We start from the raw sequence: 26,817 nt of genomic DNA, 5'->3' as shown, positions 1-26,817 counted from the left end.
AAGCCGCGATTGTAGCGCCCACGCCATGCCAAGGGGAATCTGCGCTTAAAACTCTTCCCATTCGTCGGCGCCCGACGCCACCGGCGCCTTCGGCACGCGTGCGCGCGCAGCTTCCGCTTGCGCCGCCTTGCCCGGCGCGGGCGCGGCTACGGTTGCCGCCGGCGCACGGTGCCTGGCAGGCTGGATGGCGGGTGCAGGTCGAGTGGCAGATTTTGCTGGCGCAGACGCTGTCACGGACAGACCAGCACTGGCCGAAACATAGTGCTGCGTTGCATCGAGCTTGAACAGGCCCACCACGTCAGCCAGCTTGGCCGCCTGTTCCTGCATGGATTCGGCCGCCGCGGCCGCTTCTTCCACCAAGGCCGCGTTTTGCTGCGTCACCTGGTCCATCTGGCCGATGGCCTGGTTGACCTGCTCGATGCCGGCGCGCTGCTCATCGCTGGCGTCGGTAATCTGGTTCATGATCTGCGTCACATGGCTGATGCTTTGCACGATCTCGTCCATGGTACGGCCCGCCTTGTCCACCAGTTGCGAACCGGCCTCGACCTTTTGCACGGAATCGTCGATCAAACCCTTGATTTCCTTGGCCGCCGCACTGGAACGCTGCGCCAGGTTGCGCACCTCGGACGCCACGACGGCAAACCCACGGCCCTGCTCACCGGCTCTGGCCGCTTCCACGGCCGCATTCAGGGCCAGGATATTCGTCTGGAAGGCGATGGCGTCGATGACGCTGATGATGTCGACAATCTTGCGCGAGGAATCGTTGATCGAGCCCATGGTACTGACCACTTCCGACACCACCACGCCGCCCTTGCTGGCGATCTGCGACGCGTCGATGGCCAGCTGGTTGGCGCTGCGCGCATTGTCCGCATTGAGTTTCACGGTGGACGTCAGTTCTTCCATGGAAGACGCCGTCTCTTCCAGCGAACTGGCCTGCTCTTCCGTGCGTGACGACAGGTCCAGGTTGCCGGCGGCAATTTCGCTCGACGCCGTGCTGATCGATTCCGTGCCCGCGCGCACCTGGCCCACGATACTGACCAGTTTATCGTTCATGTTTTTCAGCGCATGCATCAATTGCCCTGTCTCATCGCGGCTTTCCACGATAATATGGCTGGTCAGGTCGCCGGCGGAAACGGCTTCCGCCACTTCGACGGCACGCGTGATGGGGCGCGTGATCGAGCGCGTGATCCAGTAGGCGCAGGCGATGCCCAGCAAGATGGCCACCACGCCCAGCGAGATCAACAGCATGCGGCCATTCTCGTAGCGCGAACGGATTTGCGCGGCCGTTTCATCGAGCAATTTGGCTTCCAGCAATTCCAGCTTCTTCAGCGACGCCAGGTAGATGTCGCGCTTGACGGCCATGTCGCCTTCGTACAGGCGCTTGCCCAGTTCCAGGTCGCCCGCATTCTTGGCCTTGAACACATTCTTGCGCACTTCCGTGTAGGCCTTGCGCGTGCTCAGCACTTCCTGGTACAGCGCCTGCTCGTCCGCGCTCAGTTCGCTCTTGCCGATATCGTTCTGGATTTCCGTGGCGCGTGCAGACGAGACCGCCATTTCCTGTTCAAACTGCTTCTGGTGTTCGGGATCGCTGACTTTCCAGGCGGCCGCCGTGCGCGCCGCATTGACCTCGATGACCTTGGTCCATTCACCGATCAGGCGCTCGTTGCGCACCTTGACGTTGACGAGCGCATCGGTTTCCTTGCTGGCGCTTTGCATCTGCACGATGCCCACCACGGTCAGGCTGGTCAACAGGAGCAGGACAGCGGCAAAACCGCCACCGAGACGTACGCCGATTTTGAGGTTTTTCATTGCGTGATTCCTATCTGAAGAAAAACGATGCACAGACGCCACGAAACCGACCTACTGCTACGTATCATATAGCAGGCATCTGCCGTGCGGCAATCACGAGCGGTGGCGCAACGGACACTCGCCACCGGAATGGCAGCGCGCCGCAGCGCACTACTTTGGAGCAGATTGTGAGTGAATCAGAGTGGTATTGCAAGAAATAACATGCAGAAAAGCAACAGCCAGAAGGCGGTATGCCGCCACGAACGGGCGGCAGGCAAGCAAGGTCAGTTTTGCTTTACATAGATCAATTTTGACGTATCGAAACCCAGGCCAGCGGCTTTCTCTACCAGGCGCTGCTGCAAGGCCGGGTCCATGGTTGGCGTGCGCGACAGCAACCAGAAGTAAGACTTGTCGGGGCCGCTGATCATGGAATAGCTGTAATTTTGCTGGTCGAGGTCGAAGACGATGTAGGAACCATAGAAGGGACCAAAAAACGACACCTTCAGGTAGCCCACGTCTTTCTTGTCGACGAAATACGCCTTGCCTTCCGCATCCTTCCAGACAGCGTCCGCATCCTTGTAGCCGCGGTTGAGCACTTTCAGGCCGCCATCCTGACGCAGGCTGTAATCGGCCGTCACCTGGCTCAGGCCCCGCTCGAAGGAATGATCGAGGCGCGCGATCTCATACCATTTGCCCAGATAGCGGGCCGTGTCGAAGTTATTGACGGGATGAATATTCTCGGGCCGGCCCACACAGCCGGCCAGCACGAGCACACACAGGAACAGCATTTTTTTCATGGTCTTCTCCATCGGGTGAAATCAAGGTTGCAACGTCAGGGTTGCAATGCGTGGTCGACGATGCGGCGGATCGCGCCATTGTTCTGCATGCGCACGATGGCGGCATTGAATTGTTCGATAAAATCATCGCGATACGGGTAGGCGGCAGGCCGGCGTTCCGTAAAACCCAGGTGGCCCTGCTGGCTGGCCAGCTGTGCGGTTTCGTGTATCGCCTGCATCGGCGTGCCCGGCGGCCCCTCGCGCCGGATGCGCTGCAATTCCCACTGCGCCGACAGGCGGTCGCTGACATAGCAATCGATGCGCCCGCGCATCAGCTTGAGCAGATTCGTGCGCGTGCCCTTGGCCGTATCGAACACGATGCTGGCCGCTTGAACGGCAGCCGTCAGCTTTGCATCGCCCAGCAAAAAACCCGCGTTCACGCCGATGTGCAGGCCGCCGTAATCGGCGGGCCACTGCCGCAGCGTGCGTTTGGCCAGCACGTCCTGGTTGCACAGCACCACCAGCTGCTCCATCAGCAGCGGCACGGAATAGCGCACATACGGCCGCTCGCTGCGCCACGAATACGGTGGATACAGGGCAAACGCCTCGCCCGTCTGCAGCATCAGCACGCCCCGTTTCCAGGGCACGGGGCGCAGCTGCACCGCATACTGCGGCATCGATTGCACGGCTTCGCGCACGATCTCCGTGTAGATACCTTTCATCTGGCCATGTTCAACATAGGAGTACGGCGGATAATCATCGTCGCCATAAATCACCAGGGGCACCGCAGCTCCGGCCCGCGCGCTGGCGGCGATGAACAGGCATAACGCGGCAGGAAAAAAGAGCATTCTGAACATGCCCGAAGAGTAGCATGGAAGGGGCAAACGCCATCATCCGTTTGCGCTGTTCGTGCCCAGCATGTCGTCGAGCTGCGCCAGGGTGGCGGAGTCCTTCACGACGGCGCGCAGCCACAGGTGCAACGGCAGCTCGCCCCAGCTGGCGGCCTTCTCGGCCAGGTAGGCGACGGGGCTGTGCGGCTCCGTGCGGCGGAAGAAATCGGCGACCTGACGCAGCTGGGCCAGCGCTTGCTGGCGCTGCACGATGGCGCCCCCGCTGCCGCCAGCGCCCTGGCCAGCGGAGGGCGGCGCGCCGGCAAGATCCGCGCCTGGCGACAGCGGCGCGATGAAGTGAATGGCGTTTTCCAGCGCTTCGCGCGCGGCGCGAAAACTCGGGCCATCAGCGCCGAAACGCGCATCGACGCTGCGCTCGAACGCCAGCAGCGACTGCATGCAGTACTGCGCATCGGCCAGCAAGCCGTCGGAAAAGGCGCGCGTGCTCCTTTGCCGCGCCGCCTCCATCTGCGCCAGGGTCGCCCCTTCGTCGTGCCGCGTATCGCCCCAGCCCTGATCCGCTGCGCCTTGCGCCAGGCTGGCGGCCGCGCGCTGGCGCGCCGCATCGAAATCCTGCGATGAAAACAGGCCATCTGCGCCTTCGGTCAGCGGGATCTCGCGCAGCAGCTGCGGCGTGCGTGACAGCAGCCAGAAGACATTGCCGATGCGCTGTTCCTGGTCGCCCTCTTCCGCCAGCGGGTACAGGCCATCCCAGTATCGCTCGCACAGGCCGGCCAGCAGCGCATAGCCATCGCCCAGGCCACGGAAGTGGCGCGTCTTCGCATGCGCCTCGGCCAGCCACACGGCGACGCGCAAATCCTTGCTGCGCACCGCGATCAGCTGTTCGCAGCGCGTCGCCACGAAAGGCCAGTCGGCTTCCTTCAGCGCCGTCACCCACTCGCCCTGGTCCAGGGTGGGATCATCGTGCTGGCGCGCGCGCGCGATGGCGTCGAGCTCCTGGCTGAAGGTGAGGTCTTCGCCGCATGGGCTGACGGCGCTGACGGGGTGCAGCAACTGCTCCAGATTGAACATGGCGCTCTCCGGAAGATGGATTATCGGATCGTGTACTTGAACTGTCCCTGCTTGTTCGCGCTGACGCGTATCGACGCCACCGGCTCGCCTCCTGCCATGCGCGCCAGCACCGCTTCGGCGATCGCCGGCAGCAAGCTGCCATTGAGTATCTGGTCGACATTGCGCGCGCCCGAATCGACCTCGGTGCAGCGCGCCAGCACGGCGTCGACCAGGCCCGCGTCATGGCTGAACTGCGCCTGGTGGTTGCGCGCGATGCGCGCGCCTATCCGCGCCAGCTTCAGCACGATGATCTCGGCCAGCACCGCGTCGTTCAGGGGATAGAAGGGCAGCACCTTCAGGCGCCCCAGCAAGGCCGGCTTGAAGTGCGCCACCAGTTGCGGGCGCACCAGTTCTTCCAGCGCGGCCGGCGTGGGCAAGTCCTGCGCCGCCCGGTTCAGGCAGGCGGCCATCATGGCGCCCGAACCGAGGTTCGAGGTGGCGATGATGATGGTGTTGCGAAAGTCGACTTCGCGCCCTTCCGCATCATCGAGCACGCCCTTGTCGAACACCTGGAAGAACAGTTCCAGCACGTCGGGATGGGCTTTTTCCGCTTCATCGAGCAGCACCACGCTGTAGGGCTGGCGCCGCACGGCTTCCGTCAGCACGCCGCCCTCTCCGTAACCGACATAGCCGGGCGGCGAGCCTTTCAGGCCGGCCACGCTGTGCGCTTCCTGGTACTCGCTCATGTTGATGGTAATGAGCTTGCGCTCGCCCCCATACAGCAGGTCGGCCAGCGCCAGCGCCGTTTCCGTCTTGCCCGTGCCGGACGGTCCCGTGAACAAAAACACGGCTTTCGGCTTGTTCGGGTCGTCCAGGCTGGCGCGCGCCGTGCGCACGCGCTGCGCCACCGCCTCGATGACGTGGTCTTGTCCCAGCACCCGTTCGCGCAGCGCCCCATCCAGGGTCAGCACCGTGCGGATCTCGTCCTTGAGCATTTTTCCCAGCGGGATGCCGGTCCAGCCGGCGACGATGCCGGCCACCACCTGCGCATCGACTTCCAGCGGCGACAGCGGCGCCTCCCCCTGCAGGGCCGCCAGTTCTTCCTTCAGCGCCAGCAGGCGCGCCGCGCCGATCTCGCCCGGCCGTTCGCCGCGCAACTGCGCGCGCAGCTCGCCGATCTGCGCCACCAGCGCCTTTTCGCGCTCCCAGCGCTGCGCCAGCGCCGCGACCACCACTTGCCCGTCTTCATGCTCGCGCCGCAGCTGCGCCAGGCGGGCAGCGCCGGCTTTATCGGGCACTTCGCCATCGGCCGCCTCGCGGGCCAGGGCGGCGATTTCCGCGCCGACGCGTTCCTGGCGCCGGTGCGCGTTTTCCAGCTGCGCCGGCGTGGCGCGCTGGCCCAGCGCCACCTTGGCACATGCCGTGTCGAGCACGCTGATGGCCTTGTCGGGCAGCTGTCGCCCGCTGATGTAGCGGTGCGACAGGCGCACCGCCTCGACGAGGGCGGCATCGCGCACACGGATGCCGAAATGGCGCTCCATCAGCGGCGCCATGGCGCGCAGCATGGCGCAGGCGATGTCTTCGCTCGGCTCTTCCACCTTCACCACCTGGAAGCGCCGGGCCAGCGCCGCATCCTTTTCAAAATACTTTTTGTACTCGCTCCAGGTGGTGGCGGCAATCGTGCGCAGGGCGCCGCGCGCCAGCGCCGGTTTCAGCAGATTGGCCGCATCGTTCTGCCCCGCCTGGCCGCCGGCGCCAATCATGGTGTGCGCCTCGTCGATGAAGAGGATGACCGGATGCGGGCTTTTCGCCACCTCGTCGATGACATTCTTCAGACGGCTTTCGAATTCCCCCTTCACGCTGGCGCCGGCCTGCAGCAAGCCCATGTCGAGCGCGTGGATGTGCGCGCCCTGCAGCACCTCGGGCACGTCGCCGGCGGCGATGCGCAAGGCCAGGCCTTCCACCACGGCCGTCTTGCCCACGCCCGCCTCGCCCGTGAGAATCGGATTGTTCTGGCGCCGGCGCAGCAGGATATCGACGGCCTGGCGTATCTCCGCCTCGCGGCCGATCACGGGATCGAGCTTGCCGTCGCGCGCCAGCTGCGTCAGGTCGGTGGTGAACTGGTCCAGCGCCGGGGTTTTGCTGGCCAGGGCAGTCAGCGGGTCGCAAGGTGTTTCGGAAGGCTGCGGCACTGCCGCGCTTTCCTGCTCGCCGGAGCCGGCCGTCAGCTTGTCCGGATGGTGTTTCAATTGCTCCACGCTGAAACGGGCGAACAGCTTCGAGCCGCGGTACGCGAGCTGCGACAGCTCCGGTTCCGTCAGCAGCGCCAGCAACAGGTGGCGGCTGCGGATAGGCCCCGGCTGCGCCGTGTCCAGCGAGGCAATCAGCCACGCGTGTTCGAACAGCAGCGGCAAATGGGGAGAGAACACGGGTGTGCGCGCACTGCCCGTCCTGAAGCTGCCGATCTCGCGGCGCAGGTCCGCCTCCAGCGCCGTCAGGCTGATTTCGCTGCGCCGCGCGATGGTGACGAAATCGCTGCGCTCCTGTTCCAGCAAGGCCAAAAACAGGTGTTCGATATCGACTTCGTACTGGCCCAGGCCCACGCAGATGGCGGCGGCACGGGTGGCGGCCGTGCGCGCCGTGTCGTTGAATTTGGCAATCAGGGTTTTCAGGTTGTTGCTCATGCGGCGGCTCCCTTGCGGTTGATCGAATAGCGCAGCGACGACGGCTGCAGCACGGCGTCGAAATTGACCGTCTCGCCGCCAGACCTCACGGCCAGGGTGCCGCTGATCACAAAGCCGACCCGGTTGATGGCGCCCGCTTCGCGCTCCAGGCGGGCGCGCACATTGCGCAGGCGCGGCTCGTGGCGTTCGATGGCCGCCTTCAGCGCCGCGCAGATGCGGGCGCGGTCATCGCTGCTGGACAAGCACATGCCGGCGAAATCGATCAGGCCATAGTTGACGATGGATGCCGCGCATTCCGGATAGGCGTCGAGCGCGCCGGGCGGCAGGGCCACGCGCGTGTTGAGCAGCTCTTCCAGGTCGCGCGCCACCGCATCCTTCAATTGTTCCAGCGACAGGCGCACCGCCACGCCGCCCGCCGCACCGCCGTCGCCCATCAGGCGGTCGAACAGGCCAGGTACATAACTGTCCATGCGCTCTCCTGAAAAGTCGGCGCGGCGCGCGGGCGAAGGTGGCCGCCGCGCGCCGCGCACCATGGATCAAGCCACGCGGTTCGCGGCAAGGTCCCAGCCGCCCGAGGTATTGCCGCCGGCGCCGCCCGTCACTTTTTGCTGCGTGTATTTCCACTTCACTTTCGAGAACTTGAAGCCGACGTGTTCACCGAGGATATCGCCCTCTTCCACGTTCGGCGTCACGGCGCCGATCAGCACATTCTCGATTTCGATTTCAAAATACTTGACGCGCTCGCCCTGACCGTCGGCGCGCATGAATTCGAAGCGCGCCTTGGGGATGGTCTTGCCGGCCGAGCAGGTCTGCAGCAGCACCGGCGAGGCCAGGTCGGCCAGCTTGGAGATGACGATGTCCTTGTGCTCGCAGCGTTCGGCCGTGTGGCCGCCGCCCGTCGATGCGGTGGCGGACTTCGGCTGCGCGACGCTCCAGCTGACCGATTTGCATTCGATCCAGTCCTTGTGCTTGTCATCGGTGGACTCGCCCTTGATGCCGTCTATCTGCAGATATACATCGATTGCCATGGTGTGCTCCTCTGGTTGAAAGATGAGTGGATCAGGAATTGGTCGACTTCGGCAACTCCGCGACCAGTCGGAGCGAAACGGATAATTCGTCAAGCTGGAAGTGCGGCCGCAGGAACGACACGGCGCGGTACACGCCGGGCCGGCCCGGCACTTCATGCACCTGTACCGAGGCCTCGCGCAGCGGAAACTGCGCCTTCTGTTCCTGGCTGGCGTTATCGTCGAGCAGCACGTACTGCATCAGCCAGCGGTTCAGAAAATCTTCCACGTTGGAGGCGGCGGCAAAGCTGCCAATCTTGTCGCGCATCATGGCCTTCATGTAGTGGGCGATGCGCGAAACGGCAAAGATGTACTGCAATTGGGATGACAGCACCGCGTTCGCGTTGGCCGCGGCGCTGTTGTACTTGCGGCTTTTCTGCGCCGACTGCGCGCCAAAAAACGCCGCATACGCCGTGTTCTTGCAGTGCACCAGCGAGATGAAGCCCAGGTCCGACAATTCCTTTTCGCGGCGGTCGGTGATCGCCACTTCGGCCGGGCATTTCAGGGCCACGTCGCCCTCGTCCGTCTTGAAGGTGTGGGTCGGCAGGTTGTCCACCAGGCCGCCGCCCTCCACGCCGCGGATGGCGGCGCACCAGCCGTAGTCGGCAAAGGCGCTCGTCAGCTTGCAGCCGAACGCATACGCTGCGTTACACCACAGGTATTTGTGATGATCGCTGCCATCGACTTCCTCGACAAAGTTAAAACCTTCGACCGTGGTGCCATCGACGGGATTGAACGGCAGGCGGCCCAGGAAGCGGGGCAAGGTCAGGCCGACATAGCGCGCATCCTCGGATTCGCGGAAGGCTTTCCATTTCGCGTACTCGATGGTGTCGAACACCTTGGCCAGGTCGCGCGGCTTGCCCAGGTCGCCGTAGCTTTCCAGGCCAAACAGTTCCGGCGCGGCCGAGGCGATGAACGGCGCGTGCGCGGCGGCGGCGATGTGCGACATCTGCTCGACGAAATACATGTCTTCCGGCTGGCGCGAGATGGCGAAGTCGCCCAGCAGCGCGGCGAATGGCGCGCCGCCGAAGGTGCCGAATTCCTCTTCATACACCTTCTTGAACATGCTGCTCTGGTCGAACTCCAGCGCGGCCTGGAAATCCTTCACCAGTTCGCGCTTGGTGGCGTTGAACATGCGGATCTGCAGGCGCGTGCCCGTATCGGAATTGCCGACCAGGTAGCGCAGTCCCGTCCAGCTTTGCTCAAGCTGCTGGAACGGCGCCGCATGCATGATTTCGCTGAGCTGGGTGGAGATCAGGCGGTCGATTTCCGCCACGCGCCCGTCCAGGGTGGCCGACAGGCTGCTGGACATCAGCACCGTGCCATCGAGCACCTGTGCCACCAGCTCCGAGATCAGGTCGCGCGCACGCGCATGTTCGGCGCCGGACTTGGCGACGCGGCTTTGCTCTACGATCTGGTCCAGCAAATCGGTGGCGGCCGGCGCATCGGATGCGGATACAGCGAGGGATTCTGGGGCTTCTGCCTGGGCGCTCATCTCAATCCTCCTGCGCCGGGAACTGCGGTTTCAGAGTGGCCAGGCTGTCCGTGTTGTTCAGCACTTCCGTCAGCAAGTCTTCCAGCTTGTCGTTGCCGGCCAGCTTGTTGCGCAGGTCGGCCAGCTTGGTGCGCGCCTCGAGCAGCTTGCGCAGGGGCGCCACCTGGCGCACCACCGATTCGGGGCGGAAGTCGTCCATCGAGCGGAAATGCAGATCGACGGCGAACGTGCCGCCCGCCTCGCTGAGGCGGTTCGGCACGGCGAAACGCGCCACCGGCGCCACGCCGGCCAGCACTTCGTCGAAGTTATCGCGGTCGAGGGCGACGAACTTGCGGTCCTTCAGGCGCTTTTTCTCGCTGTCCGGATTGCCGCCAAAATCGCCCAGCACGCCGACCACGAAGGGCAGCTCCTTGTTTTCAATCGCGTCGCCGATCTCGACGTCATAGGTCATTTGCACGCGCGGCGCGCGTATCTTCTGCAGGCGTTTCTGCACGCTGTCGGACTTGGGCATGTCGCTTCCTTTGCAAGGGGATGGTGGGGATGCTCGCTTACTTCAAGCCGCTGAACGGATCGGCCACGCTTGCCGGCGCTGCCGCGCCCTTCGCCGCCGGCGTGCCGGAGCCGGACATGGCAGCGCGCTTGCCGGCCGCCGGCGGGCGCTTGGCCGGCGGCACCAGCACGTCTTCGCCGATGCTCGCGCGCAGCAGCTTGGCCAGGTCCTGCGCTTCCGAGCGCAGCGAACCATTCAGATTGTTTTGCCGCGACAGGTCGGACAGCGCCTTGCCGGACAAACGCAAGCCGCTGACGGCGACGATGCTGTTGGCGACCTTGTCGTCCGGGTCGCGTTCCAGCGCTTCGAGCGCATGGCCGATGGCGTCGCCGTACTGGCCGCGGTCGAACTTCATTTGCGCCATTTGCAGCCATGGCGCCTTGTCGGCCGGGTAACTGCTGCCGCCGGCCTTGAGCAGGGTCATGGCGCGCTCGTACTGGCCGGCACGCGCAGCCGCATCGGCATCGCTCATCACTTGCGCCAGGGTCGGCGCGGCAGGTTTTTGGGGCGCCGGCTGTTCTGGCGTGGCGCAGGCGGTCAGCATCAGGGCGCTGGCGAGGCAGGCAATACGGGGCAACATGGTGGCTGGCTTCATCGGGGCATTCCTTCACGTGGAGGACGCTACCGCAGGGAAAGATGGGCGGCGCCTTGGTGGAGGCCATTATTGATCGCCAATTTTTTTGCCAAATTGAGATTAATCAGCAAAGAAGAAGTTCCACATCACAGCCGCGCGCAGCGACATGAATCCTGATCTGGCGCAGTAATTATCTTGATCGCAGGCGGACTTTGTGCCAACGCAAGCGGGTCGCCCCTGCATGCGCTTAAATGACTGCAACACTTTTATTTCCACCGCTCACCTTGCAAAGATCACCCATGCCATTTGACGCCCCGCTCCGCCGCCTGGCCCACGCCACCGCGCCACTGCTGCCGGCCCTTCTGCTGGCCGGCTGTGCGGGCGGCGCCATCGGCACCCTGGCCAACGCGGCGCTGCAAGTGGCCGGCGTAGCCAAGCCGCCAGTGGAACTGCCCGACGCGCAAAAGCCGCCGCGCAATGTCAGCATCCGCCTGCATGCGGCGCAGCGCCTCAACACGGATGCCGACGGCCGGCCGCTGGCGCTGGTGGCGCGCATCTACAAGCTGCGCCAGCGCGCCGCCTTCGAGCAGGCGCCCTACGACAGCTTCCTCGACGCGCAGCGTGAAAAGACCGCGCTGGGCGCCGACCTGATGGAAGTGAAGGAAGTGCTGCTGGTGCCGGGCCAGCGCTACGAAGTGCAGGAAAAAGTCAGCAAGGAGGCATATTTCATCGGCGTGGTGGCCCTGTTCCGCGCGCCTGCGGTACAGCGCTGGCGCGCCACCTTTGTCGCCGCGGACGCGGAACGCGGCGGCATCACCGTCGGCCTGCACGCCTGCGCGCTCAGCGTCGCCAGCATGAATAGCGGCATGGCGCCGCTGGCTGCCCTGCGCTGCCAGTAGCGCAGGGCAGCCAGGCACACCGGCACGCCACACATTCAAGGAGAAACGAGATGGGCATGGCAGCGAAAATCTTGTGGGGAGAGGGCCTGTTCCTGCGGCCGCAGCATTTCCAGCGCCAGGACCAGTATCACGAAGCACGCCTGCATCACACGGCCAGCGCGCTGCATCCCTACCTGTGGGGCGTGGCGCACATGGCGTGGGACCTGGCGGCGCTGAAGACGGGCACCTTGCGCCTGCATGCCCTGTCGGCGATCTTCCGCGACGGCGAAGTGTTCGAGTCGCTGGGCGACGGCGCGCCCGGCAGCGATACCCTGCCCCCGCCGGTGGACCTGGAAGCGCTGCCGCCGGCGGTGCAGGAAGTGACGTATTACGCGGCGCTGCCCATCCTCAACCGCGAAGGCATGAATTACACGGCGCAGGCATCGACGGCAGGCATGCCGGCGGCCACGCGCTTTGCGCACGCCATGCGCGCCACGCCCGACCTGTTTACGGAGTCCGCCGTGGCCGACGTGGCCTACCTGAAGAAGACCGTGCGGCTGATTCCCGACAGCGAAGCGCGCGGCTCCTACGATTGCCTGCCGCTGATCGCCCTGCGGCGCACGGTATCGGGCGGCTTCGAACCCGTGCCCTCGTTCATGGCCCCCAGCCTGGCCATCGCCGGCGCGCCGCGCCTGCAGGGCGTGCTGGAACACCTGCTCGACGCCTTGCAGGCGAAGGTGAGCGCGCTGCACGGCCACCACCGCGAACCGAGCCGCAACGTGATCGAGTTCCGCTCCGGCGACGTGTCCTCGTTCTGGCTGCTGCACACGGTCAGCACGGCCGCCGCCGCGCTGATGCACTATGTGCGCCATCCGGCCCTGCATCCGGAGCGCCTGTACGAAGCGCTGCTGGGACTGGCGGGCGGCCTGCTCAGCTACTCCAAGCATTACACCCTGGCCAGCCTGCCCGCCTACGACCACGCGCAACCGGGCGCCTGCTTCGACGCCATCGACGGCATCATCCGCGAACTGCTCGACACCGTCATCTCGTCGAAGTATTTTTCCATCGCCCTGCTCGAGGACCAGCCGTCGTACTACCTGGGCAAGCTCGATTCGGGCAAGATCGACCAGCACACCACCTTGTACCTGGCGATCCGCGCCGCCATGCCCGCCATCGAACTGGTGGACGTGGTGCCGCTGCGCGTGAAAGTGGGCGCGCCCGACGACGTGGAAAAATGCGTGCTCACGGCCATGCCCGGCCTGAAACTGTCGCATGCGCCGCAAGTGCCGGCCGCCATTCCCGTGCGCCCCGACACCTATTATTTTGCGATTGAAAACCGTGGCGTGTTATATGAACAGATGCTCAAGGCGCAGTCGATCTCCGTGTATGTGCCGGCCGGCATACGCGACCTGCAGCTGGAACTGATCGCGGTGACGGCATGAGCCAGCTCATCGAACGGCGCGCAGCGCCCTCCCTGCTGGGACAACGCGGTTCCGCCCCAACCGGCAGCAGCCGCCATGCCGGCAGCGCCCTGCTGGACCTGATGCACGAAGGCTTTTATATGCTGTTCATGCTGAAGCACGGTTCGGCACCCGGCGACGAGCAAAGCTTCATGGACCGCATCACGGCCTTCCTCGACGACTTCGAGCGCGAAGCAAAAAAGATCCGCGCCGATGGCGACGATATCGAGGCAGCCAAGTATGCGTTTTGCGCGGCCGTCGATGAAATCATCCTGGCTTCGCCTTTCGCCCTGCGCAAGCAGTGGGAGCGGCGCCCGCTGCAGCTGCTGATCTTTGGCGACCAGCTGGCCGGCGAACACTTTTTCGACCGGCTCGACGCCTTGCGCGGCAAGGGCGCCATGCGCGTGCAGGCGCTGCAGGTCTTCCACATGTGTTTATTGCTGGGATTCCAGGGCAAGTATGCGATCGACGGCGGCGAAAAACTCAGCTACCTGACGGCGCGCCTGGGCGACGAGATCGCCCACATCAAGGGCAAGAGCCGTGGCTTCGCGCCGCGCGCGGAACGCCCCGACCAGGTGGTCAACAAGCGCGGCAGCGACGTGCCGCTGTGGGCGCTGTCGAGCTTTTTCGCCCTGCTGGCCATCTGCGCCTACCTGGGCCTGAAAACCCATCTGACGCGCGGCACGCAAACGACCCTGGCCGCGTATGCGGACCTGGTCAAGCTGGCGCCGCGCCCGGCGCATCTGACCATCACCCTGCCCTGAACACCTCACAGAACCTACTGCGCGTCGAGATTTGCGGCCTGCGATGCTCAATGTGCATTCGCACACCTGCGCTTCTCGGCCACAACTCTCATCCGCTCGCTACGGTTCTGTGAGGTGTCAAGCCAATCTATTGCGCAATACGGAACTCGATGCGCCGGTTCCTCGCCCGGCCATCGGCCGTGGCGTTGCTGGCCACGGGACGGTCCGGTCCCTGGCCCGACACCAGCACCGAATCGGCCGCGACGCCCTTGCTGGCCAGGTAGGCGCGCACAGCTTCGGCGCGCGCCTGGCTCAGGGCCACATTGCTGGCGCGCAGGCCCGTGTCGTCCGTGTGGCCGATCACCTCCACCTTGCGACCCCGCAGCCTGAGCATGGCGGCCGCCATCTCGTCGAGGATGGCCAGGCCCGCCGGCGTGATGGACGCCTTGCCGCTGTCGAATTCGATGATGCGTTTGTCCAGCGCCGCATCGAGCAAGCCCTGTTCCGCCTCCGCCGCCTTGACCCGCAAGCCGTTGTTGACGACGTAGGTGGGATTGAGGCTGGTGGCGATGTCGCTGGCGATCTGCTGGCGCTGCGCCTCGTTCGCCACTTCGCCGCGCACGCTGACGTTGTTGCCATCGATACTGATCTGCCCCCGTGAAATCAGCTTCAGGTGCGGCGCGATCAGCTTGTGCACGTAGGCGTTCCAGTTGGCCGGCACGGCCACGCTGCCGATGGCGATCTGGTCGACCACGCGCTCGGCGCCATACAGTTCGCGCAGGCGGGCCAGCACGGCCGCCTTGCCCGCCTCGTCGGCCAGGGTGCCCGTGACAAGGATCTGCCCCGGCATCGGTGTCTGGGGCGCTTGCGCCTGCGCGTGGCAGGGCGCGGTGGCGGCAAGCAGCAGCAGAATGACAGGATATTTCATCGCAATCCTTCAGACAAAGGTATCGGCAAACATGGCGCAGGCCGAGCGCAGCGACAGCTGTTCCTGCTGCAGGCAGGCGGAAAAACGGCGCAGGGCCGCATCGCGTCCCAGCTGCTCCTCGACCCAGTCCAGCTGATCGAACACGATCAGCCGTTCGCAGCCGGCCTGCGGATCGATCAGCGCGCGCAAGCCATGCGGGTCGGCGCCGCAAAAGCCGATCACCAGCACGGGCGCCTCGTCGAGGTGGGAAAAGAACAGCGCCAGTTCGAAATCGGCCAGGCTCAGAAAAGGCGCGATCAGGTGCAGCCACAAGCTGGCCACCAGGTCGCGCAGCTGCGCGTCCTGCGGGAGCGGCAGCACCAGGCTTTTTTCCAGGCGCGGCAAGCCGCTCTGGCGCACCGGCTGCAGCAGCATGCCCAGGCCCAGCAGCAGTTCGCGCACCGTCACGGGAAACGCGGGCGATGCCAGCAGCGTCTGCAAGCCGTGCACCGTCTGCGCCTGCAAGAAGGCAGCCAGCCGCGCCGCATGATCAGGTGCCGCCGGTTCGACTTCGACCACGTTGCCGGCCAGCGCCAGCAGGGCCGGCCCCGGTTCGGCGCTGGCCACGATGCCTTGCGACAGCTGCTCCACCCGCTGCCACAGCGGCGCCAGCGCCAGCGGGCTGCAAGCGACAAAGGTCTCCGCGTCATCGACTTCCAGCGCGCCCATGGCCATGAAGGGAAAGCGCCGCAACGACTGGTCATTGCTCGCTTCCAGGCGCCCGGCGATGGCGCGGCGGCTGCGCGTGCCGACGAAGGCAAAGCGCAGCGGCGGCAAGGCGTCGTAATTGAGCTTCCAGCGCGGTTCCACCGTCAGGGCAGCCATGACCTGCGCCAGCCAGTCGTCGAGCAGCTGCACCAGCGCGTGATTGTCGCAAGCCTTGATGAAGTCGCCCCGTGCGGGAATCTTGCCAAAGTAGCCGAGGCGCACCTGCTGCGCCGCGCGCATCATGGCGAAACTCCGGGCATGACTGCGGCGGCGATGGCCTGCGCGGGAGACGCGGCAGAAGCACCGGGCGCGCCGACGATCGTCTCGGGCAGCTGCATGCCGCGAAAGCCCTGCTCCTGCACCGCCGTGGCGGATCCCGCGCCCGTCGTCTCGGCGCTGCTGGTGATTTTCAGGTCGACCGCCACGGCCACCTCGCCGCGCGCCCAGCGCAGTTCGAACACGCCGCCCTCCTTGCGCTTCTTGGCCGCCGCGTCGATCATGCGCTTCAAGCCGAATTGCCCCGGCTCGTTGAACAGTTCCACCGTGCGCCCGTCGAAGGTGACGGCCGTGATGCGCGCGCCCTGCTGGCCCGCTGCGCCTTGCGGACCCGGATGGACCATGTTCGTCCACTGTGCCGGGGTGTTGCGGTAGCGCAGCTGCTGGCCGTCGATCTCCACCGTGTATTCCAGGGTGCCCGGCGCGGGCGATGGCTGGATCTGGAAGACGGTTTGCGCCGCCGTCGACGTGGCTGCCACGCCGCCCGCGCCCAGCGGCGCGATCCAGCCGGGGAAACGCGCCACCACCTGCGGCGACAGGCTGATGCCCATGTCGGCCCAGGTGCGCGGCGCCAGCACGTCGCCGCGCCGCACCACCAGCGGACCCATGGACGTGGTGACGAATTTCGCCACCAGGCCTTCCGGGCCGAAGAACTGGCCAATTTCCAGGTTGCTCGCCTCGATGCGCGCCGTGGGCGCGAACGGATATTTGTTGGCCAGCGATTTCTGGAACGGTTCGTACACCTGCGCCGCCCAGGTCTTGTTGATATCGAGTTCGGCCGGCGCGACGATGACGGCAAAGGTCTGCATCAGCGGGCGCACGAGAATGGGACGAATCGCCTGCTTTTGCGCGTCGCTCATCCCCGTGAGCACCTGCTCGTCGACCAGTTTCAGGGCGTCGGCCAGTTCGGAACCGCTGCCCTCCAGGGTCTGCTGCATGAACTGGCGCGCGCCCGGCCCCGCGTCGCCCTGGTTCTTCAGCTGGTTCAAACGGCTGCGCAGTTTCGACAGCGCCTCCAGGTAGGCGCGCATCAGGGACGCATTGTCGTCCCTGGCCGCCACCAGCTTGCCCACGCCGGCAAATTCGCGCCCCACGGGACCCATGGACTTGTCCAGGCGGGCCGGCTCGATCTGCGCATGGAGAGCGGGACTGGCCGTCAGCGGCGACGGCGCGCGGCGCAGCACGGTTTCCTTGAACCAGGCGACGATTCCCCGCTCGGCCTGGCGCAATTGGGCATTCTGCAGCGCCGGGTTGTCCCACGAGGTTTCCTGATAGATGGTCGTCAGCAGCTTGGCAATCGGCGACGACTGCGGGTCGCCCAGGCGGTTCATCGCCTGCACGGCGCCGTCGAAGCCTTTCAGGTCGGCGACGGCCACGCCCTGCACGAATTTTTGCCACTCGCGCGCATAGTCGGCCTTGTACATGGCCACCAGGTTTTTCTCGATCTGCTCGGGACTGCCTTCCAGGGTCAGGTCGTCGGTGGAAGCGCTTTTCAGCACCCAGTCGGCGCTTTGCAGCTCGCGGTTGGCGGCATCGCGGAATGCGCCCTCGACGAACTTTTCCCAGGCCTGGCGCGTAAAGGCGCCGGAGACGGCGTAACTGCCCGCCAGCAGCGCCTGATCCTGTTCGCCGACGATGCGCGCCACCGTCATGCCGGGAAAGCGCGTCGAGGCGCGCGCCTTGACGTCGGCATACACGCGCTCGCGCGCCGGCATGCCGCGCACCACGCGGCGCAGGTTTTCGCGCGCCTGGTCGACCAGCGCCAGCTTCTGCTCGATGCGCGGCCAGGACGGATCGCCGATCTGCGCCAGGTAGAACGTCAGCAGCCGTTCGGCGCTGCGTATCATCTGCTCGCGCGGCATGGCGCCCCGGTTGCCCTCCAGCCAGGCACGCCAGAAACGCGTCAGCTGGTCATTCAGGTGGCTGCTTTCCGCATGCGTCTTATCGGCCAGCATCAGATAGGTTTTCAGCGCGTTATAGGCATCTTCCACATTCGTCGCGCTGGCCGCCTGGTACTGGATGCTGCGCGGTGCCGCGGGCGCTGCTGGCGCGGCGGCCGGCGTCTGCGGCGTGCGCGCCGTGGGCTGCAGCTGGTCCGCGCTGGCGTTCATTTCAAACAGCAAGGCTTCCAGCGCGCCCGCCACGGGGCCGAGCATGACCTGGCGCGCACCGGCAAAATACTCCTCGCGCAGTTTGCGTTCAAGCAGCTCACCCTGGTACAGGCCCAGGCGCAGGGACCACGGCCGTTGCGTGCGGTACGCTTCCAGCTGCTCGATGCGGTCCTGCAAGATCTCGAGCGCTTCCAGGCGCGACTGCAAGTCCAGGCGCCGCTCCTGCAGCTTCACCACTTTATTCAAATCGGCCTCGACGTTGGCCACCAGTTGCCGGTTGCCCAGGTAGGACCAGCTCCAGCCGCCCAGGCAGGCGCCCAGCGACACCGTGGCGGCAAAGAACACGGCATATTTGAAGCGCAGCTTGGCGCGGTTGGCATAGTTGGCCACCAGGTGCTTGTCGGCAAAAATCACCTTGCGGAACAGCTCCAGCAGGAAATAGCCATGCTGGCGCGCGCCAGACGGCGCCGCGGCCGGGGCCGGCGCGAAGGCCAGGTCGAAGCGGCGCGCCACCTGCTGCGAGGAGGCACTGACGGGCTCGCCTTCCTGCAGCGCGCTGGTAAAGTAAAAGCCGCGGAACACGGGCTGGAACTGGAACGGGTTTTCCTCGAACAGGGTGGCGATGAAGGCGCGCAAGGCCGGCTTGATGGCGGCAAATTCCAGCGGAAAGGTAAAGATGCCGGGCGCCATCGTCTTGCGTTGCCGGTGCGCCATGTTGGCCAGGCTCAGTTCCGTCAAGCCATCGTGCAATTCATCGAAACCCTGGTCGAAAAACGCCAGCAAATCGGCCGTGGGCAACTTGCGCTGGTAGGGCATGGTGGCGCCCCAGACACGCTCGCGCTCGCTGCGCTCGGCATCCGCGAAAAACTCCGTGAAGCCGGCGATCAGGTCCGCCTTGGTAAACACAATGTACAGGGGCGCGAACACTTCCAGGCGTTCGATGACGTCCTGCACGCGCTTGCGCAGGCTGCGCGCCAGTTGCATGCCGACATCAGGGTCGCCTTTCAATTCGGCGATGCTGACGGCGATGAGGATGCCGTTGATGGGCGCCTTGCGCCGGTATTTTTTCAGCAGGTCGAGAAAGCCGAACCACTCGCCGCGGTGCTCGTCGACGACGGAGTAGCGTCCCGCCGTGTCGAGCACGATGCCGTCCGTGGTGAAAAACCAGTCGCAGTTGCGCGTGCCGCCCACGCCTTGCACGATCTTGCCGTCGGCAAAGGGAAACTGCAGGCCCGAATGCAGGATGGCGCTGCTCTTGCCGGCGGCCGGATTGCCAATGATCATGTACCACGGCAGTTCGTACAAGGCGGCGGCGCCCGATTTGATGCCCAGCTTGGACGTCTTGATGGTCTCGATGGCGGCCAGCATGCCCGTGCGCACGGCGTCGAGTTCACCCCGCTGGGTGCTGCCGGCCGTGGATGCCGAAGCGGCTTGCGCGGCGGCGATCTCGGCTTCGTTGAGGATGGCCTGCCCCAGCGCCTGCGCATCGCGCCGCGCGCGGCGCCGGCGCCACAGCCACAGGCCCAGCCACGTGACCAAGGCCAGCAGCAGCAAGGCCAGGGCCCAGACCAGCGCCACTTCCAGCACCTCGGCGCCCAGGTACAGGAACACGGCCAGCGCCATGAAGCCGAGGATGGTCAGATTGCGGCTGTCGGTGAGGAAATGCCAGATTCGTCGCAGCATGATGAGCCCAGGGTGAGGTCGCAAAGCAGGAGGAACGCCGCCGTGCAGCGAGGCGGATTCGGCCCATGCTGACAGCAATGCGGCGCGCCTTTGTTGACATATGACAAGTACCAGGTGCCAGCGCGCGGCAGGCGCTGGCCTGCCATTGACGCCGCGCAAGCAAGCTTGCAGCGGTGAAAATCAGGCCGAAACCCGGCGCTAGAATGACTGGCGCGGCTTACTTGCCCAGCACACGCGGTTGCGGCAATTCCGTGTGGCCAAAATCCATCATGGTCCAACGCCCGCCCCAGCGCAGGCCCACCGATTCGGCCGTCACGCCATATAAACGGTAGCCGCGCATGGCCCAGGCATTTTTTTCAGAAATGATGAGCTTTCCTTCATGCATGAATGCGCAATCGGCCGCCAGGCCATACTGGTGATAGCTTTGAAACGCCCTCGCGTTCGTCACGTTCGGGCCGGCCGCCGCCAATTGATCCTGGCGCGCAGGGCTGCGATAGCCTTCCAGCAAGACCATGTCGTAGCCATGCACGTCTTTCATGATCTTGAAGACCAGCAGCAGGCGCTGCGCGAAATCGTGGTCGAGCAATTGCCAGTTGCGGCTGGCGCCGCCCAGCAGCGGGCGCAGCTGCGTTACTTCCGCCGTGGAAAACAGCAGCGGCGGCAAAGCCGGCGGCGGCACCAGCTGCTCGCCCTTCAGCAAATCGCTGACCTGGTCATTGATCGCGTGTTGCTGGTCGGCATAGCCGCGCAAGGCGATGCGGTCGCTGGACAGCCAGGCCAGCAGCGGCGGCACGATGACCAGCACGCTGCCCGCCAGACTCAGCCAGCGATGCAGCCACAGCAGCTGCCAGGCGCGCGCCATGCCCGAGCCCGTTTGCCGCTGCACGCGTTGCCACTGCGCGCCGCTGCCGCCCTTCAGGTGCTGCGCGCGCCGCTGCATGCGCCAGCCCAGGTTGACGAGCGTGTGCAGCACGATGGCGCGGCCGCCGGGAAACAGCAGCAGCCAGCAGGCAAGACAGGCGAGCAGGAAATACATCAAGACCAGGGCGACGAACATGGGCGCTCCGTGACGGGAATAGCGGGGGCCGGGCAGCATGCTCGGCGGCATCGCTAGATCGTAGGCGTCCGCGGCCCGCATGAGCGCGGTTTACATCAAGGTCAGTCGAGTTTGTTCCACTGCGGAGGTGATATTTTGTCTTTACTGAAAAACGGGGATGGCCAGGCGCGCAGCCCTGACCTGTTGAGCAAGACCGGCGCGGCTGGCGCGCGCATCGAAGGCAAGGGCATCCTGTCGCAGCTCGAACACGGCATCGCCGCGCCTGTGGCCAGGCCTGCACTGCGCTGGCGCCCCGGCTGGCGGCACGGGGCCGCTGGCGCGCTGTGCCTGGCGGTGCTGATCACGGCCGTTCTCGCGTATGACACGGACGTCCTGCCCCTGCCGCCGGCGCCCGTCACGGCCGTGACTGAGGCTCCGCCCGCAATGCCGGCGCCAACGGTGCCGCCGCACGCGTCGCAGGCGGCCACCATCGTCAATACGGCGGGACCGCCCTTGCCTGCGATGGCCGCCACGACAGCAAGCGCACCGCACAAGGCGCTACCGCCCGTGCGCCAGGCCGGCCCGCGCCCTCAGGGACCGAGGCCGGTTGCCGCGCCCGGCGACAGCGACGTAACCTTGCTGACGGCGATGGTGGCCCATGCGCACCGGCAAGAAAGCACGGCGGCGCCCTTGCGCGACGTGGTGCTGCGCCAGCGGGAGGGGGAACAGGAAACGGCGGGACTGTTGCGGCGCTGTCAGCAGCTGGGCCTGATCGAAGGCATGTTGTGCCGCTCGCGCATCTGCTCGGGCCGCTGGGACAGCGATCCCGCCTGCCATTGATGGGGGTTGCCGGCGGTTGACGAACCTCAGGCGCGCTCGGACACTTCGATCAGGTTGCGGTCCGGGTCGCGCAGATACACAGAGCGGATGGGCCAATTGGCGCCCGTGCGGGCCACCGGTCCCTCCTCGATGCCAATCCCCAGCGCCGCCAGGTGGGCGATGAACGCGTCCAGCGGCACGGCGGCGATGAAGCACAGGTCCAGCGAGCCGGGCGTGGGCAAGTCCGCCTTGGGCAGGAATTCCTTGCCGGCCTCATGCAGGTTGATTTTTTGCGCGCCAAACTTGAAGGCATGGCGGCCGGCGCCAAACGTTTCCAGCTGCATGCCCAGCACGCGCGTATAGAAATCGATGCAGGCGGGTTTGTCGCGGGTGGTCAATACCAGGTGATCCAGGTGGTCTATCATACAGTTCTCGGGTGAGTGGCCGCGTCCATGCGGCCTTGCAAAAAACCTTCCATCAGCGCCAGCAGTGCCTGCGGCTGCTCCTGGTGCGGCGTATGGCCGCACTGCTCGACAATGGCGGGCACGGCGTTGAGCGCCTGCGCCACGATCGTGTCGACCTGGGCCGCGCTGCCGTACTGGTCCTCGCTGCCCTGCACCACCAGCGCCGGACATTCGACGGAGGGCAGCAGGTATTCGATGTTCCAGAACTGGAAACCATAACTGAGCCAGGTATCCGACCAGGCCTTGAAGATGGTCTCCGTCTTGTCGCCATGGTATTTCGCCAGCGCGCGCAGCTTGCCCGCGCCAAACGCCGCATCCGCCACGCGTATGCCATCGAGCGTGATGCCCTCGACAAACACGTGCGCCGCTTCGGTGATAATGCCGCGCAAGCGCGGTGGCTGCTGCGCCGCATAGATCAGGGCAATGCTGCCGCCATCGGAGTGGCCGACGAGAAAATGGTCCTGTCCCGGCAGCAGTGCCGCGAGCACCTGCGGCAGCTCGCACAGCGCGTAGTCGTGCAAATAATGGAGTTGGCGGCGCGCCGCCAGCGGCGACGACTGCCCATAGCCATGGCGGTCATACAGCAAGCCGCGGCACCCCGTCGCCTGGCATAGCTGCGCGGGGAAATCTTTCCACATCGCACAGCAACCGAGTCCCTCGTGCAGGAATACCAGGCAAGGCTTGGCGGGGTCGCCTTCGATCAATTCGTAATAGATATCGGTTTCGGCACTCAGGTTCAGTATCGGCATGGGCTAGGCTCGCATCGGCAGGTCGGCTGGACCTATTGTGCCATTGTCCTGCACGGCATGCGTGGCGCCCCGTAAAAATAGCCTGCTGGAAAAGATATTCCCACCTGCCTGCAAGGTGTTTGCGCCAGCACAAGTGAGCGCCGTTTTTCCGGCGGCGCCGCGCGCTTTTTGCCCGCGCGTTTGCCTAGAATGGCTTACTCCAACAGCATGGAGCAGACGGCTACCTTATCAGCCAGGACGTGACACTGGCCGTCACGGCAACAGATAAGGCGTCTTGCCGCACGACGACAGGCGCGGCGTCCAAACTATCGATCAGGAGTACATCATGGAAATGAAAGTAGAACACCGCACCGGCAGCAACCTGGCACTGGAAGAAACCGATGCGCCGATGGAACAGGAAGGCAAGAGTGCAAAAGGCGCGGCAGCACAAGACTTGAACCTGAGCCCCGCCGCCTTCACCACCTATTACACGTGGACGGCCAATGGCGTGCATCCTTCGGTCAACTTCGCCAATGCCAACGTGAAGGCCAATTCGCGCGTATTGCTCAACATCAGCGAGTATGCCGCGACGCCACAGGACCGTTTCATCGGCGCCGCCCGCATGGCCGTGTACAACATCGCACCGTATAACGGCGGTTTCCGGGCCTGGGTGGATATCTCGTGGGGCAGCCCGCTGAAGGTGCGCTTCGACGTGTTTGTGGATCCCTGATCCGGGAAACACTGCGCGCGCCCCCGCCACCAGCGGGCCGGCATCGCGCACGTCGCCAAGGCACTGAAGAACTGAAGCAATGGCCAGCGCGAACGGGAAACCGTGCGCGCATGACAAAAGGGCCACGTGTTGCCACGTGGCCCTTTGCTGCTGCTTGTTCTGGCTCCCCGACCTGGACTCGAACCAGGGACCTGCGGATTAACAGTCCGTCGCTCTACCAACTGAGCTATCAGGGAAAGGAGGCCGAATTATATACGTCAAAATTTCCCATGTCCAGTTTCAATCTGCATGGCCAGCAAAACAGGCCGCCAGCGAGCCAGCCTCGCCAGATGGCAGGGTCCGTCTGCGCTGCGCCACGCAAGATAGTAGAATAGCCAGGCCTTAGCGACACGCAAGGCGCACAACCGCATGCCGGCAGCGGGGCGTCAACCACGCCGCCACGCGGACATGCGCTTGCAAGGTTCGCCTTGCCCCTGGCTTACTGCTCTCATCCGACATGACAGAATCAAGCGCAACCCTGGTGGACCAACCCGGCAGCGGCGACAGCTCGGCGGAAATTGCCGAGCATATGGCGGCCGCCATCGTGGCGCGCCAATTGCCGCCCGGCACGCGGCTGCGCGAGGAGGCGCTGTGCCGGCTGTATGGCGTCAGCCGCACCAAGATCCGCGCCGCCCTGCTGATACTCTCGAAAGACAAACTCATACGCATGGTGCCCGACAAGGGCGCCTTCGTCAGCCAGCCAACGGAGGCGGAGGCACGCGACATCTTTGCCGCGCGGCGCATCATCGAGGCGGCCCTGGCGCGCGAATTCGTCGCGCGGGCCAAAGCTGCCGACTACCGGATGCTGGAGCGGCACCTGAAAGCGGAACGCCAGGCGCTGGCAAGGGACACGCCGCTGCGCTCACAACTGCTGGGCGACTTCCACGTATTGCTGGCCGATATCGCCGGCAACGCCGTGCTGCGCGACATCGTGCGCGAACTCGTGGGCCGCAGCTCGCTCATCACCATGCTGTACCAGTCCGGCCACGACGCGGCCTGCTCGTGCGACGAACACGGCCGCTTTCTCGACGCGGCGCGCAGCGGCGACGCCGACCTGGCGGCGCGCCTGATGGTCGAGCACCTGGCGCATGTGGAAGCGGCGTTGCGCTTCGACGGCAGCGCCGGCGACCACAAGAAAGACCTGGTAGCCGCGCTGCTGATGTAAGAGCCTATCCCAGTAGGGAGCGTCTTCTGCTGGCAGCGGATCAGGAGCGCGGACAAGGCGTGAGGAGGACGCGTGGCGAGCCACGCAACGACGAACAACGCAGTCCCCGCTTTTGAGTGGCGCCAGCAGCGGATGTATTCATCTACTGGGATAGGTTCTCAGCCGCCCATCAAAAAAGGCCGCCGATGCGGATGCACGGGCGGCCTTGTCATTGCTGCGGCAACTGCTTGCCGGCAAACTTGCTATTCGCCCAGATAGATAAACTTGAACAGGAAGATGGCGGCGATGATGTAAGCCACCACCGATACCTGCTTGCCCTTGCCCGTCAACAGTTTCAAGACGGCATAGGTGATGAAGCCGAACGCGACGCCGCTGGCCACGGAATAGGTAAACGGCATCATCAGCGCCGTGATGGCGGCAGGAATGCTTTCCGTGCTGTCATCCCAGTCGATGAAGGTCAGTTCGCGCAGCATCAGGCAGGCCACGTACAGCAGCGCGGGCGCCGTCGCGTACGGCGGCACCGTGTGCGCCAGCGGGGCGAAGAACAGGCTGCCCAGGAACAGCAGCGCGACGGCGACGGCCGTCAAGCCGGTGCGGCCGCCCGCTTGCACGCCGGCAGCGCTTTCCACGAAGGCCGTCGTGCTCGACGTACCCAGACAGGCGCCGGCGGCAATCGCCGTGCTGTCGGCCAGCAAGGCCTTGTTCATGCGTTCCATCTTGCCGTCTTTCAACAAGCCGGCACGGTTGGCCACGCCCATCAAGGTGCCCGTCGCATCAAACAATTCCACCAGGAAAAACACCAGCACCACGTTGACGATGCCGATCGACAGCGCGCCCATGATGTCGAGCTTGAACAAGGTCGGCTCGATGGCGGGCGGCGCCGAAACGATGCCGTTGAACTGGTTGCCGCCAAAGAAGAAGCTGGCGACGGTGATGGTGAGAATGCCGATCAGGATGGCGCCCGGCACTTTCAGGCGGTCCAGCGCGACGATGATGAAGAAACCGAGGATGGCCAGGATGGGCGCCGCCTGATGCAGGTCGCCCAGGGCGATGATGGTGGCCGGGTTCGACACCACCACGCCCGCGCTTTTCAGGGAAATGATGGCCAGGAACAGGCCGATACCGACCGTGATGGCCGTGCGCAGCGCGGGCGGGATGCTGTTGATGATCATTTCGCGCACCTTGAACAGGCTGACGAGGATGAACAGGCAGCCGGAAATGAAGACGGCGCCCAGCGCCACTTCCCAGCTCATGCCCATGCCCTTGACCACCGTGTACGAGAAGTACGCATTCAGGCCCATGCCCGGCGCCAGCGCGATCGGGTAGTTCGCATACAGGCCCATGATCAGGGTGCCGATGGCGGCCGCCAGGCAGGTGGCGACAAAAACGGAGTCTTTCGGCATGCCCGCGTCGCCGAGGATGGACGGGTTGACGAAGATGATGTAGGCCATCGTCAGGAACGTGGTCAGGCCGGCCAGCAGCTCCGTGCGCACATTGGTCCCGTTGTCCTTCAGTTTGAAATAGCGTTCCAGGAACTGCATGATTAACCCCTTGTTTTGGTAAAACCGGGCGCCTGCGTGTGGCCAGGGCGCCTCTTTTTATGACGAAATGACTACTTTCCCGCTACGCCGGCCGGCTTGAAGGCCCACCAGCGGCTGCCCGCGAAATTCCAGACCAGTCCGATGCCCGTCGCCAGCACCTGCGCCAGCCAGTAATACCAGCCCAGGTGGTGTACCAGCAGCCACATCAGGCCCGTATTGATGCACCAGCCGATGCCCAGCAAGGTGAAATACTTGGAAGCCGCCTCGCCATGGCCCTTGTCGCTTTTAAACGTGAAAAAGTAATTGAGGAGGTAGTTGACGACGGAACCGAGGATGTAGCCGATGCCGGACGCGGCGGCGGCGCTGATGCCGCCCCATTCCACGCCGCCCCACAGCACGCTGTATTGCACGGCCGTGCCGGAAGCGCCGACGGCGGCGAAACGTAAAAATTGGTGATGCAGGGAATGGGACATTGTCAATTTTCAAATAAGACGAAAACAATCGCCAGGATCAGGCCAGAATAAAAAATGGCTACGATTGCTCGTAACCATTTTTCAGCCTGCATTTTACTGCAAGTTGCGCCCAACGTTCATATTCGCCGCCGTTTAGACACTTACAACGCCTAACAAAACCGTAG

At 64.9% G+C, this 26,817-nt stretch carries 24 protein-coding genes and 1 tRNA gene; 6 read left to right on the top strand and 19 right to left on the bottom strand.

What is annotated here, in order from left to right; all coding sequences use genetic code 11:
- Positions 1-45: 45 nt before the first annotated feature.
- From JAB1_RS24550 to JAB1_RS24505, 10 genes are all read right to left on the bottom strand, one after another.
- A complete protein-coding gene (locus JAB1_RS24550; protein ID WP_070282129.1) occupies positions 46-1,809 on the bottom strand; it encodes a methyl-accepting chemotaxis protein in 1,764 nt (587 codons plus the stop codon).
- A gap of 263 nt (positions 1,810-2,072) precedes the next feature.
- Positions 2,073-2,585, bottom strand: coding sequence for a lipocalin family protein (locus JAB1_RS24545; protein WP_070282252.1), 513 nt, complete (start codon positions 2,583-2,585; stop codon positions 2,073-2,075).
- A 35-nt stretch (positions 2,586-2,620) separates the two neighbouring features.
- Positions 2,621-3,412 (bottom strand): transporter substrate-binding domain-containing protein, encoded by a 792-nt coding sequence (locus JAB1_RS24540; protein ID WP_254672247.1) that lies wholly within the window; start codon positions 3,410-3,412, stop codon positions 2,621-2,623.
- Between the two features lie 42 nt (positions 3,413-3,454).
- A complete protein-coding gene (gene tssA / locus JAB1_RS24535; RefSeq protein ID WP_070282127.1) occupies positions 3,455-4,486 on the bottom strand; it encodes a type VI secretion system protein TssA in 1,032 nt (343 codons plus the stop codon).
- A gap of 20 nt (positions 4,487-4,506) precedes the next feature.
- Complete coding sequence (gene tssH, locus JAB1_RS24530; RefSeq protein ID WP_070282126.1) at positions 4,507-7,149, bottom strand: type VI secretion system ATPase TssH; 2,643 nt, start codon at positions 7,147-7,149, stop codon at positions 4,507-4,509.
- Positions 7,146-7,619, bottom strand: coding sequence for a type VI secretion system baseplate subunit TssE (gene tssE / locus JAB1_RS24525; protein ID WP_035820620.1), 474 nt, complete (start codon positions 7,617-7,619; stop codon positions 7,146-7,148). The genes tssH and tssE overlap by 4 nt, the downstream gene beginning before the upstream one ends.
- 66 nt (positions 7,620-7,685) lie before the next feature.
- The gene (locus JAB1_RS24520) at positions 7,686-8,177 is read right to left on the bottom strand and encodes a type VI secretion system tube protein Hcp (protein WP_034779593.1); all 492 of its coding nucleotides are present in this window, start codon (positions 8,175-8,177) and stop codon (positions 7,686-7,688) included.
- A 31-nt stretch (positions 8,178-8,208) separates the two neighbouring features.
- Positions 8,209-9,708 (bottom strand): type VI secretion system contractile sheath large subunit, encoded by a 1,500-nt coding sequence (tssC, locus tag JAB1_RS24515; protein ID WP_070282125.1) that lies wholly within the window; start codon positions 9,706-9,708, stop codon positions 8,209-8,211.
- A gap of 1 nt (position 9,709) precedes the next feature.
- A complete protein-coding gene (gene tssB, locus JAB1_RS24510; protein ID WP_070255715.1) occupies positions 9,710-10,219 on the bottom strand; it encodes a type VI secretion system contractile sheath small subunit in 510 nt (169 codons plus the stop codon).
- A 37-nt stretch (positions 10,220-10,256) separates the two neighbouring features.
- The gene (locus JAB1_RS24505) at positions 10,257-10,853 is read right to left on the bottom strand and encodes a tetratricopeptide repeat protein (protein ID WP_070282124.1); all 597 of its coding nucleotides are present in this window, start codon (positions 10,851-10,853) and stop codon (positions 10,257-10,259) included.
- Between the two features lie 278 nt (positions 10,854-11,131).
- Here JAB1_RS24505 and tssJ point away from each other — a divergent pair, with 278 nt between their 5' ends.
- The 3 genes from tssJ to icmH are packed head-to-tail and all read left to right on the top strand — an operon-like array spanning position 11,132 to position 13,934.
- Positions 11,132-11,731, top strand: coding sequence for a type VI secretion system lipoprotein TssJ (gene tssJ / locus JAB1_RS24500; RefSeq protein WP_070282123.1), 600 nt, complete (start codon positions 11,132-11,134; stop codon positions 11,729-11,731).
- 50 nt (positions 11,732-11,781) lie between these two features.
- The gene (gene tssK, locus JAB1_RS24495; RefSeq protein ID WP_034779601.1) at positions 11,782-13,152 is read left to right on the top strand and encodes a type VI secretion system baseplate subunit TssK; all 1,371 of its coding nucleotides are present in this window, start codon (positions 11,782-11,784) and stop codon (positions 13,150-13,152) included.
- Entirely contained in the window at positions 13,149-13,934 is a 786-nt protein-coding gene (gene icmH / locus JAB1_RS24490; RefSeq protein ID WP_070282122.1) for a type IVB secretion system protein IcmH/DotU, read from the top strand. The genes tssK and icmH overlap by 4 nt, the downstream gene beginning before the upstream one ends.
- A gap of 127 nt (positions 13,935-14,061) precedes the next feature.
- Here icmH and JAB1_RS24485 read toward each other — a convergent pair whose 3' ends face one another.
- From JAB1_RS24485 to JAB1_RS24470, 4 genes are all read right to left on the bottom strand, one after another.
- Positions 14,062-14,841 carry an OmpA family protein gene (locus JAB1_RS24485; protein ID WP_070282121.1) on the bottom strand — a complete coding sequence of 260 codons (780 nt, stop codon included), beginning with the start codon at positions 14,839-14,841 and terminating at the stop codon, positions 14,062-14,064.
- A 9-nt stretch (positions 14,842-14,850) separates the two neighbouring features.
- Positions 14,851-15,831: a type VI secretion system-associated protein TagF gene (tagF, locus tag JAB1_RS24480; protein ID WP_070282120.1), complete on the bottom strand. Its 981-nt coding sequence runs from the start codon at positions 15,829-15,831 to the stop codon at positions 14,851-14,853.
- A complete protein-coding gene (gene tssM / locus JAB1_RS24475) occupies positions 15,828-19,658 on the bottom strand; it encodes a type VI secretion system membrane subunit TssM (protein WP_070282119.1) in 3,831 nt (1,276 codons plus the stop codon). Before tssM ends, tagF begins: the two co-directional genes overlap by 4 nt.
- 217 nt (positions 19,659-19,875) lie before the next feature.
- Entirely contained in the window at positions 19,876-20,715 is an 840-nt protein-coding gene (locus JAB1_RS24470) for a M15 family metallopeptidase (protein ID WP_070282118.1), read from the bottom strand.
- A gap of 135 nt (positions 20,716-20,850) precedes the next feature.
- On the opposite strand from JAB1_RS24470, the gene JAB1_RS24465 reads away from it, so the two are divergent.
- Positions 20,851-21,534, top strand: coding sequence for a hypothetical protein (locus JAB1_RS24465; RefSeq protein ID WP_139144663.1), 684 nt, complete (start codon positions 20,851-20,853; stop codon positions 21,532-21,534).
- A 26-nt stretch (positions 21,535-21,560) separates the two neighbouring features.
- Here JAB1_RS24465 and JAB1_RS24460 read toward each other — a convergent pair whose 3' ends face one another.
- Positions 21,561-21,938 carry a VOC family protein gene (locus JAB1_RS24460; RefSeq protein WP_034787247.1) on the bottom strand — a complete coding sequence of 126 codons (378 nt, stop codon included), beginning with the start codon at positions 21,936-21,938 and terminating at the stop codon, positions 21,561-21,563.
- Positions 21,935-22,726: an alpha/beta hydrolase gene (locus JAB1_RS24455; protein WP_070255744.1), complete on the bottom strand. Its 792-nt coding sequence runs from the start codon at positions 22,724-22,726 to the stop codon at positions 21,935-21,937. The genes JAB1_RS24460 and JAB1_RS24455 overlap by 4 nt, the downstream gene beginning before the upstream one ends.
- Positions 22,727-23,051: 325 nt before the next feature.
- Between JAB1_RS24455 and JAB1_RS24450 the strand changes: the two genes are divergently transcribed.
- The gene (locus JAB1_RS24450; RefSeq protein WP_225317379.1) at positions 23,052-23,435 is read left to right on the top strand and encodes a hypothetical protein; all 384 of its coding nucleotides are present in this window, start codon (positions 23,052-23,054) and stop codon (positions 23,433-23,435) included.
- Between the two features lie 160 nt (positions 23,436-23,595).
- On the opposite strand, the gene JAB1_RS24445 is transcribed toward JAB1_RS24450, so the two are convergent.
- A tRNA-Asn gene (locus tag JAB1_RS24445) sits at positions 23,596-23,671 on the bottom strand.
- 260 nt (positions 23,672-23,931) lie between these two features.
- Here JAB1_RS24445 and JAB1_RS24440 point away from each other — a divergent pair.
- Entirely contained in the window at positions 23,932-24,639 is a 708-nt protein-coding gene (locus tag JAB1_RS24440; protein ID WP_052140687.1) for a GntR family transcriptional regulator, read from the top strand.
- Positions 24,640-24,881: 242 nt separating this feature from the next.
- On the opposite strand, the gene JAB1_RS24435 is transcribed toward JAB1_RS24440, so the two are convergent.
- Together JAB1_RS24435 and JAB1_RS24430 are read right to left on the bottom strand one after the other, a co-directional pair.
- Entirely contained in the window at positions 24,882-26,180 is a 1,299-nt protein-coding gene (locus tag JAB1_RS24435) for an NCS2 family permease (protein WP_070282116.1), read from the bottom strand.
- Positions 26,181-26,251: 71 nt separating this feature from the next.
- Positions 26,252-26,653 carry a GtrA family protein gene (locus JAB1_RS24430; protein ID WP_070282115.1) on the bottom strand — a complete coding sequence of 134 codons (402 nt, stop codon included), beginning with the start codon at positions 26,651-26,653 and terminating at the stop codon, positions 26,252-26,254.
- Between the last annotated feature and the right edge of the window lie 164 nt (positions 26,654-26,817).

It is taken from the genome of Janthinobacterium sp. MP5059B, from assembly GCF_001758645.1.
Lineage (GTDB): Bacteria > Pseudomonadota > Gammaproteobacteria > Burkholderiales > Burkholderiaceae_D > Janthinobacterium > Janthinobacterium lividum.
This window is presented reverse-complemented; position numbering and strand designations above follow the sequence as displayed.

What these genes read in the sequence shown, in the direction of transcription:
- JAB1_RS24520 (WP_034779593.1), bottom strand. Translation starts at nt 8,177, where the DNA reads ATGGCAATCGATGTATATCTGCAGATAGACGGCATCAAGGGCGAGTCC.
- JAB1_RS24455 (WP_070255744.1), bottom strand. Translation starts at nt 22,726, where the DNA reads ATGCCGATACTGAACCTGAGTGCCGAAACCGATATCTATTACGAATTG.
- JAB1_RS24450 (WP_225317379.1), top strand. Translation starts at nt 23,052, where the DNA reads ATGGAAATGAAAGTAGAACACCGCACCGGCAGCAACCTGGCACTGGAA.
- JAB1_RS24540 (WP_254672247.1), bottom strand. Translation starts at nt 3,412, where the DNA reads ATGCTCTTTTTTCCTGCCGCGTTATGCCTGTTCATCGCCGCCAGCGCG.
- JAB1_RS24470 (WP_070282118.1), bottom strand. Translation starts at nt 20,715, where the DNA reads ATGTTCGTCGCCCTGGTCTTGATGTATTTCCTGCTCGCCTGTCTTGCC.
- tssH (WP_070282126.1), bottom strand. Translation starts at nt 7,149, where the DNA reads ATGAGCAACAACCTGAAAACCCTGATTGCCAAATTCAACGACACGGCG.
- tssM (WP_070282119.1), bottom strand. Translation starts at nt 19,658, where the DNA reads ATGCTGCGACGAATCTGGCATTTCCTCACCGACAGCCGCAATCTGACC.
- tssB (WP_070255715.1), bottom strand. Translation starts at nt 10,219, where the DNA reads ATGCCCAAGTCCGACAGCGTGCAGAAACGCCTGCAGAAGATACGCGCG.
- tssK (WP_034779601.1), top strand. Translation starts at nt 11,782, where the DNA reads ATGGGCATGGCAGCGAAAATCTTGTGGGGAGAGGGCCTGTTCCTGCGG.
- tssE (WP_035820620.1), bottom strand. Translation starts at nt 7,619, where the DNA reads ATGGACAGTTATGTACCTGGCCTGTTCGACCGCCTGATGGGCGACGGC.
- JAB1_RS24430 (WP_070282115.1), bottom strand. Translation starts at nt 26,653, where the DNA reads ATGTCCCATTCCCTGCATCACCAATTTTTACGTTTCGCCGCCGTCGGC.
- JAB1_RS24440 (WP_052140687.1), top strand. Translation starts at nt 23,932, where the DNA reads ATGACAGAATCAAGCGCAACCCTGGTGGACCAACCCGGCAGCGGCGAC.
- icmH (WP_070282122.1), top strand. Translation starts at nt 13,149, where the DNA reads ATGAGCCAGCTCATCGAACGGCGCGCAGCGCCCTCCCTGCTGGGACAA.
- JAB1_RS24460 (WP_034787247.1), bottom strand. Translation starts at nt 21,938, where the DNA reads ATGATAGACCACCTGGATCACCTGGTATTGACCACCCGCGACAAACCC.
- JAB1_RS24505 (WP_070282124.1), bottom strand. Translation starts at nt 10,853, where the DNA reads ATGAAGCCAGCCACCATGTTGCCCCGTATTGCCTGCCTCGCCAGCGCC.
- JAB1_RS24435 (WP_070282116.1), bottom strand. Translation starts at nt 26,180, where the DNA reads ATGCAGTTCCTGGAACGCTATTTCAAACTGAAGGACAACGGGACCAAT.
- JAB1_RS24550 (WP_070282129.1), bottom strand. Translation starts at nt 1,809, where the DNA reads ATGAAAAACCTCAAAATCGGCGTACGTCTCGGTGGCGGTTTTGCCGCT.
- tagF (WP_070282120.1), bottom strand. Translation starts at nt 15,831, where the DNA reads ATGATGCGCGCGGCGCAGCAGGTGCGCCTCGGCTACTTTGGCAAGATT.
- tssA (WP_070282127.1), bottom strand. Translation starts at nt 4,486, where the DNA reads ATGTTCAATCTGGAGCAGTTGCTGCACCCCGTCAGCGCCGTCAGCCCA.
- tssJ (WP_070282123.1), top strand. Translation starts at nt 11,132, where the DNA reads ATGCCATTTGACGCCCCGCTCCGCCGCCTGGCCCACGCCACCGCGCCA.
- tssC (WP_070282125.1), bottom strand. Translation starts at nt 9,708, where the DNA reads ATGAGCGCCCAGGCAGAAGCCCCAGAATCCCTCGCTGTATCCGCATCC.
- JAB1_RS24485 (WP_070282121.1), bottom strand. Translation starts at nt 14,841, where the DNA reads ATGAAATATCCTGTCATTCTGCTGCTGCTTGCCGCCACCGCGCCCTGC.
- JAB1_RS24545 (WP_070282252.1), bottom strand. Translation starts at nt 2,585, where the DNA reads ATGAAAAAAATGCTGTTCCTGTGTGTGCTCGTGCTGGCCGGCTGTGTG.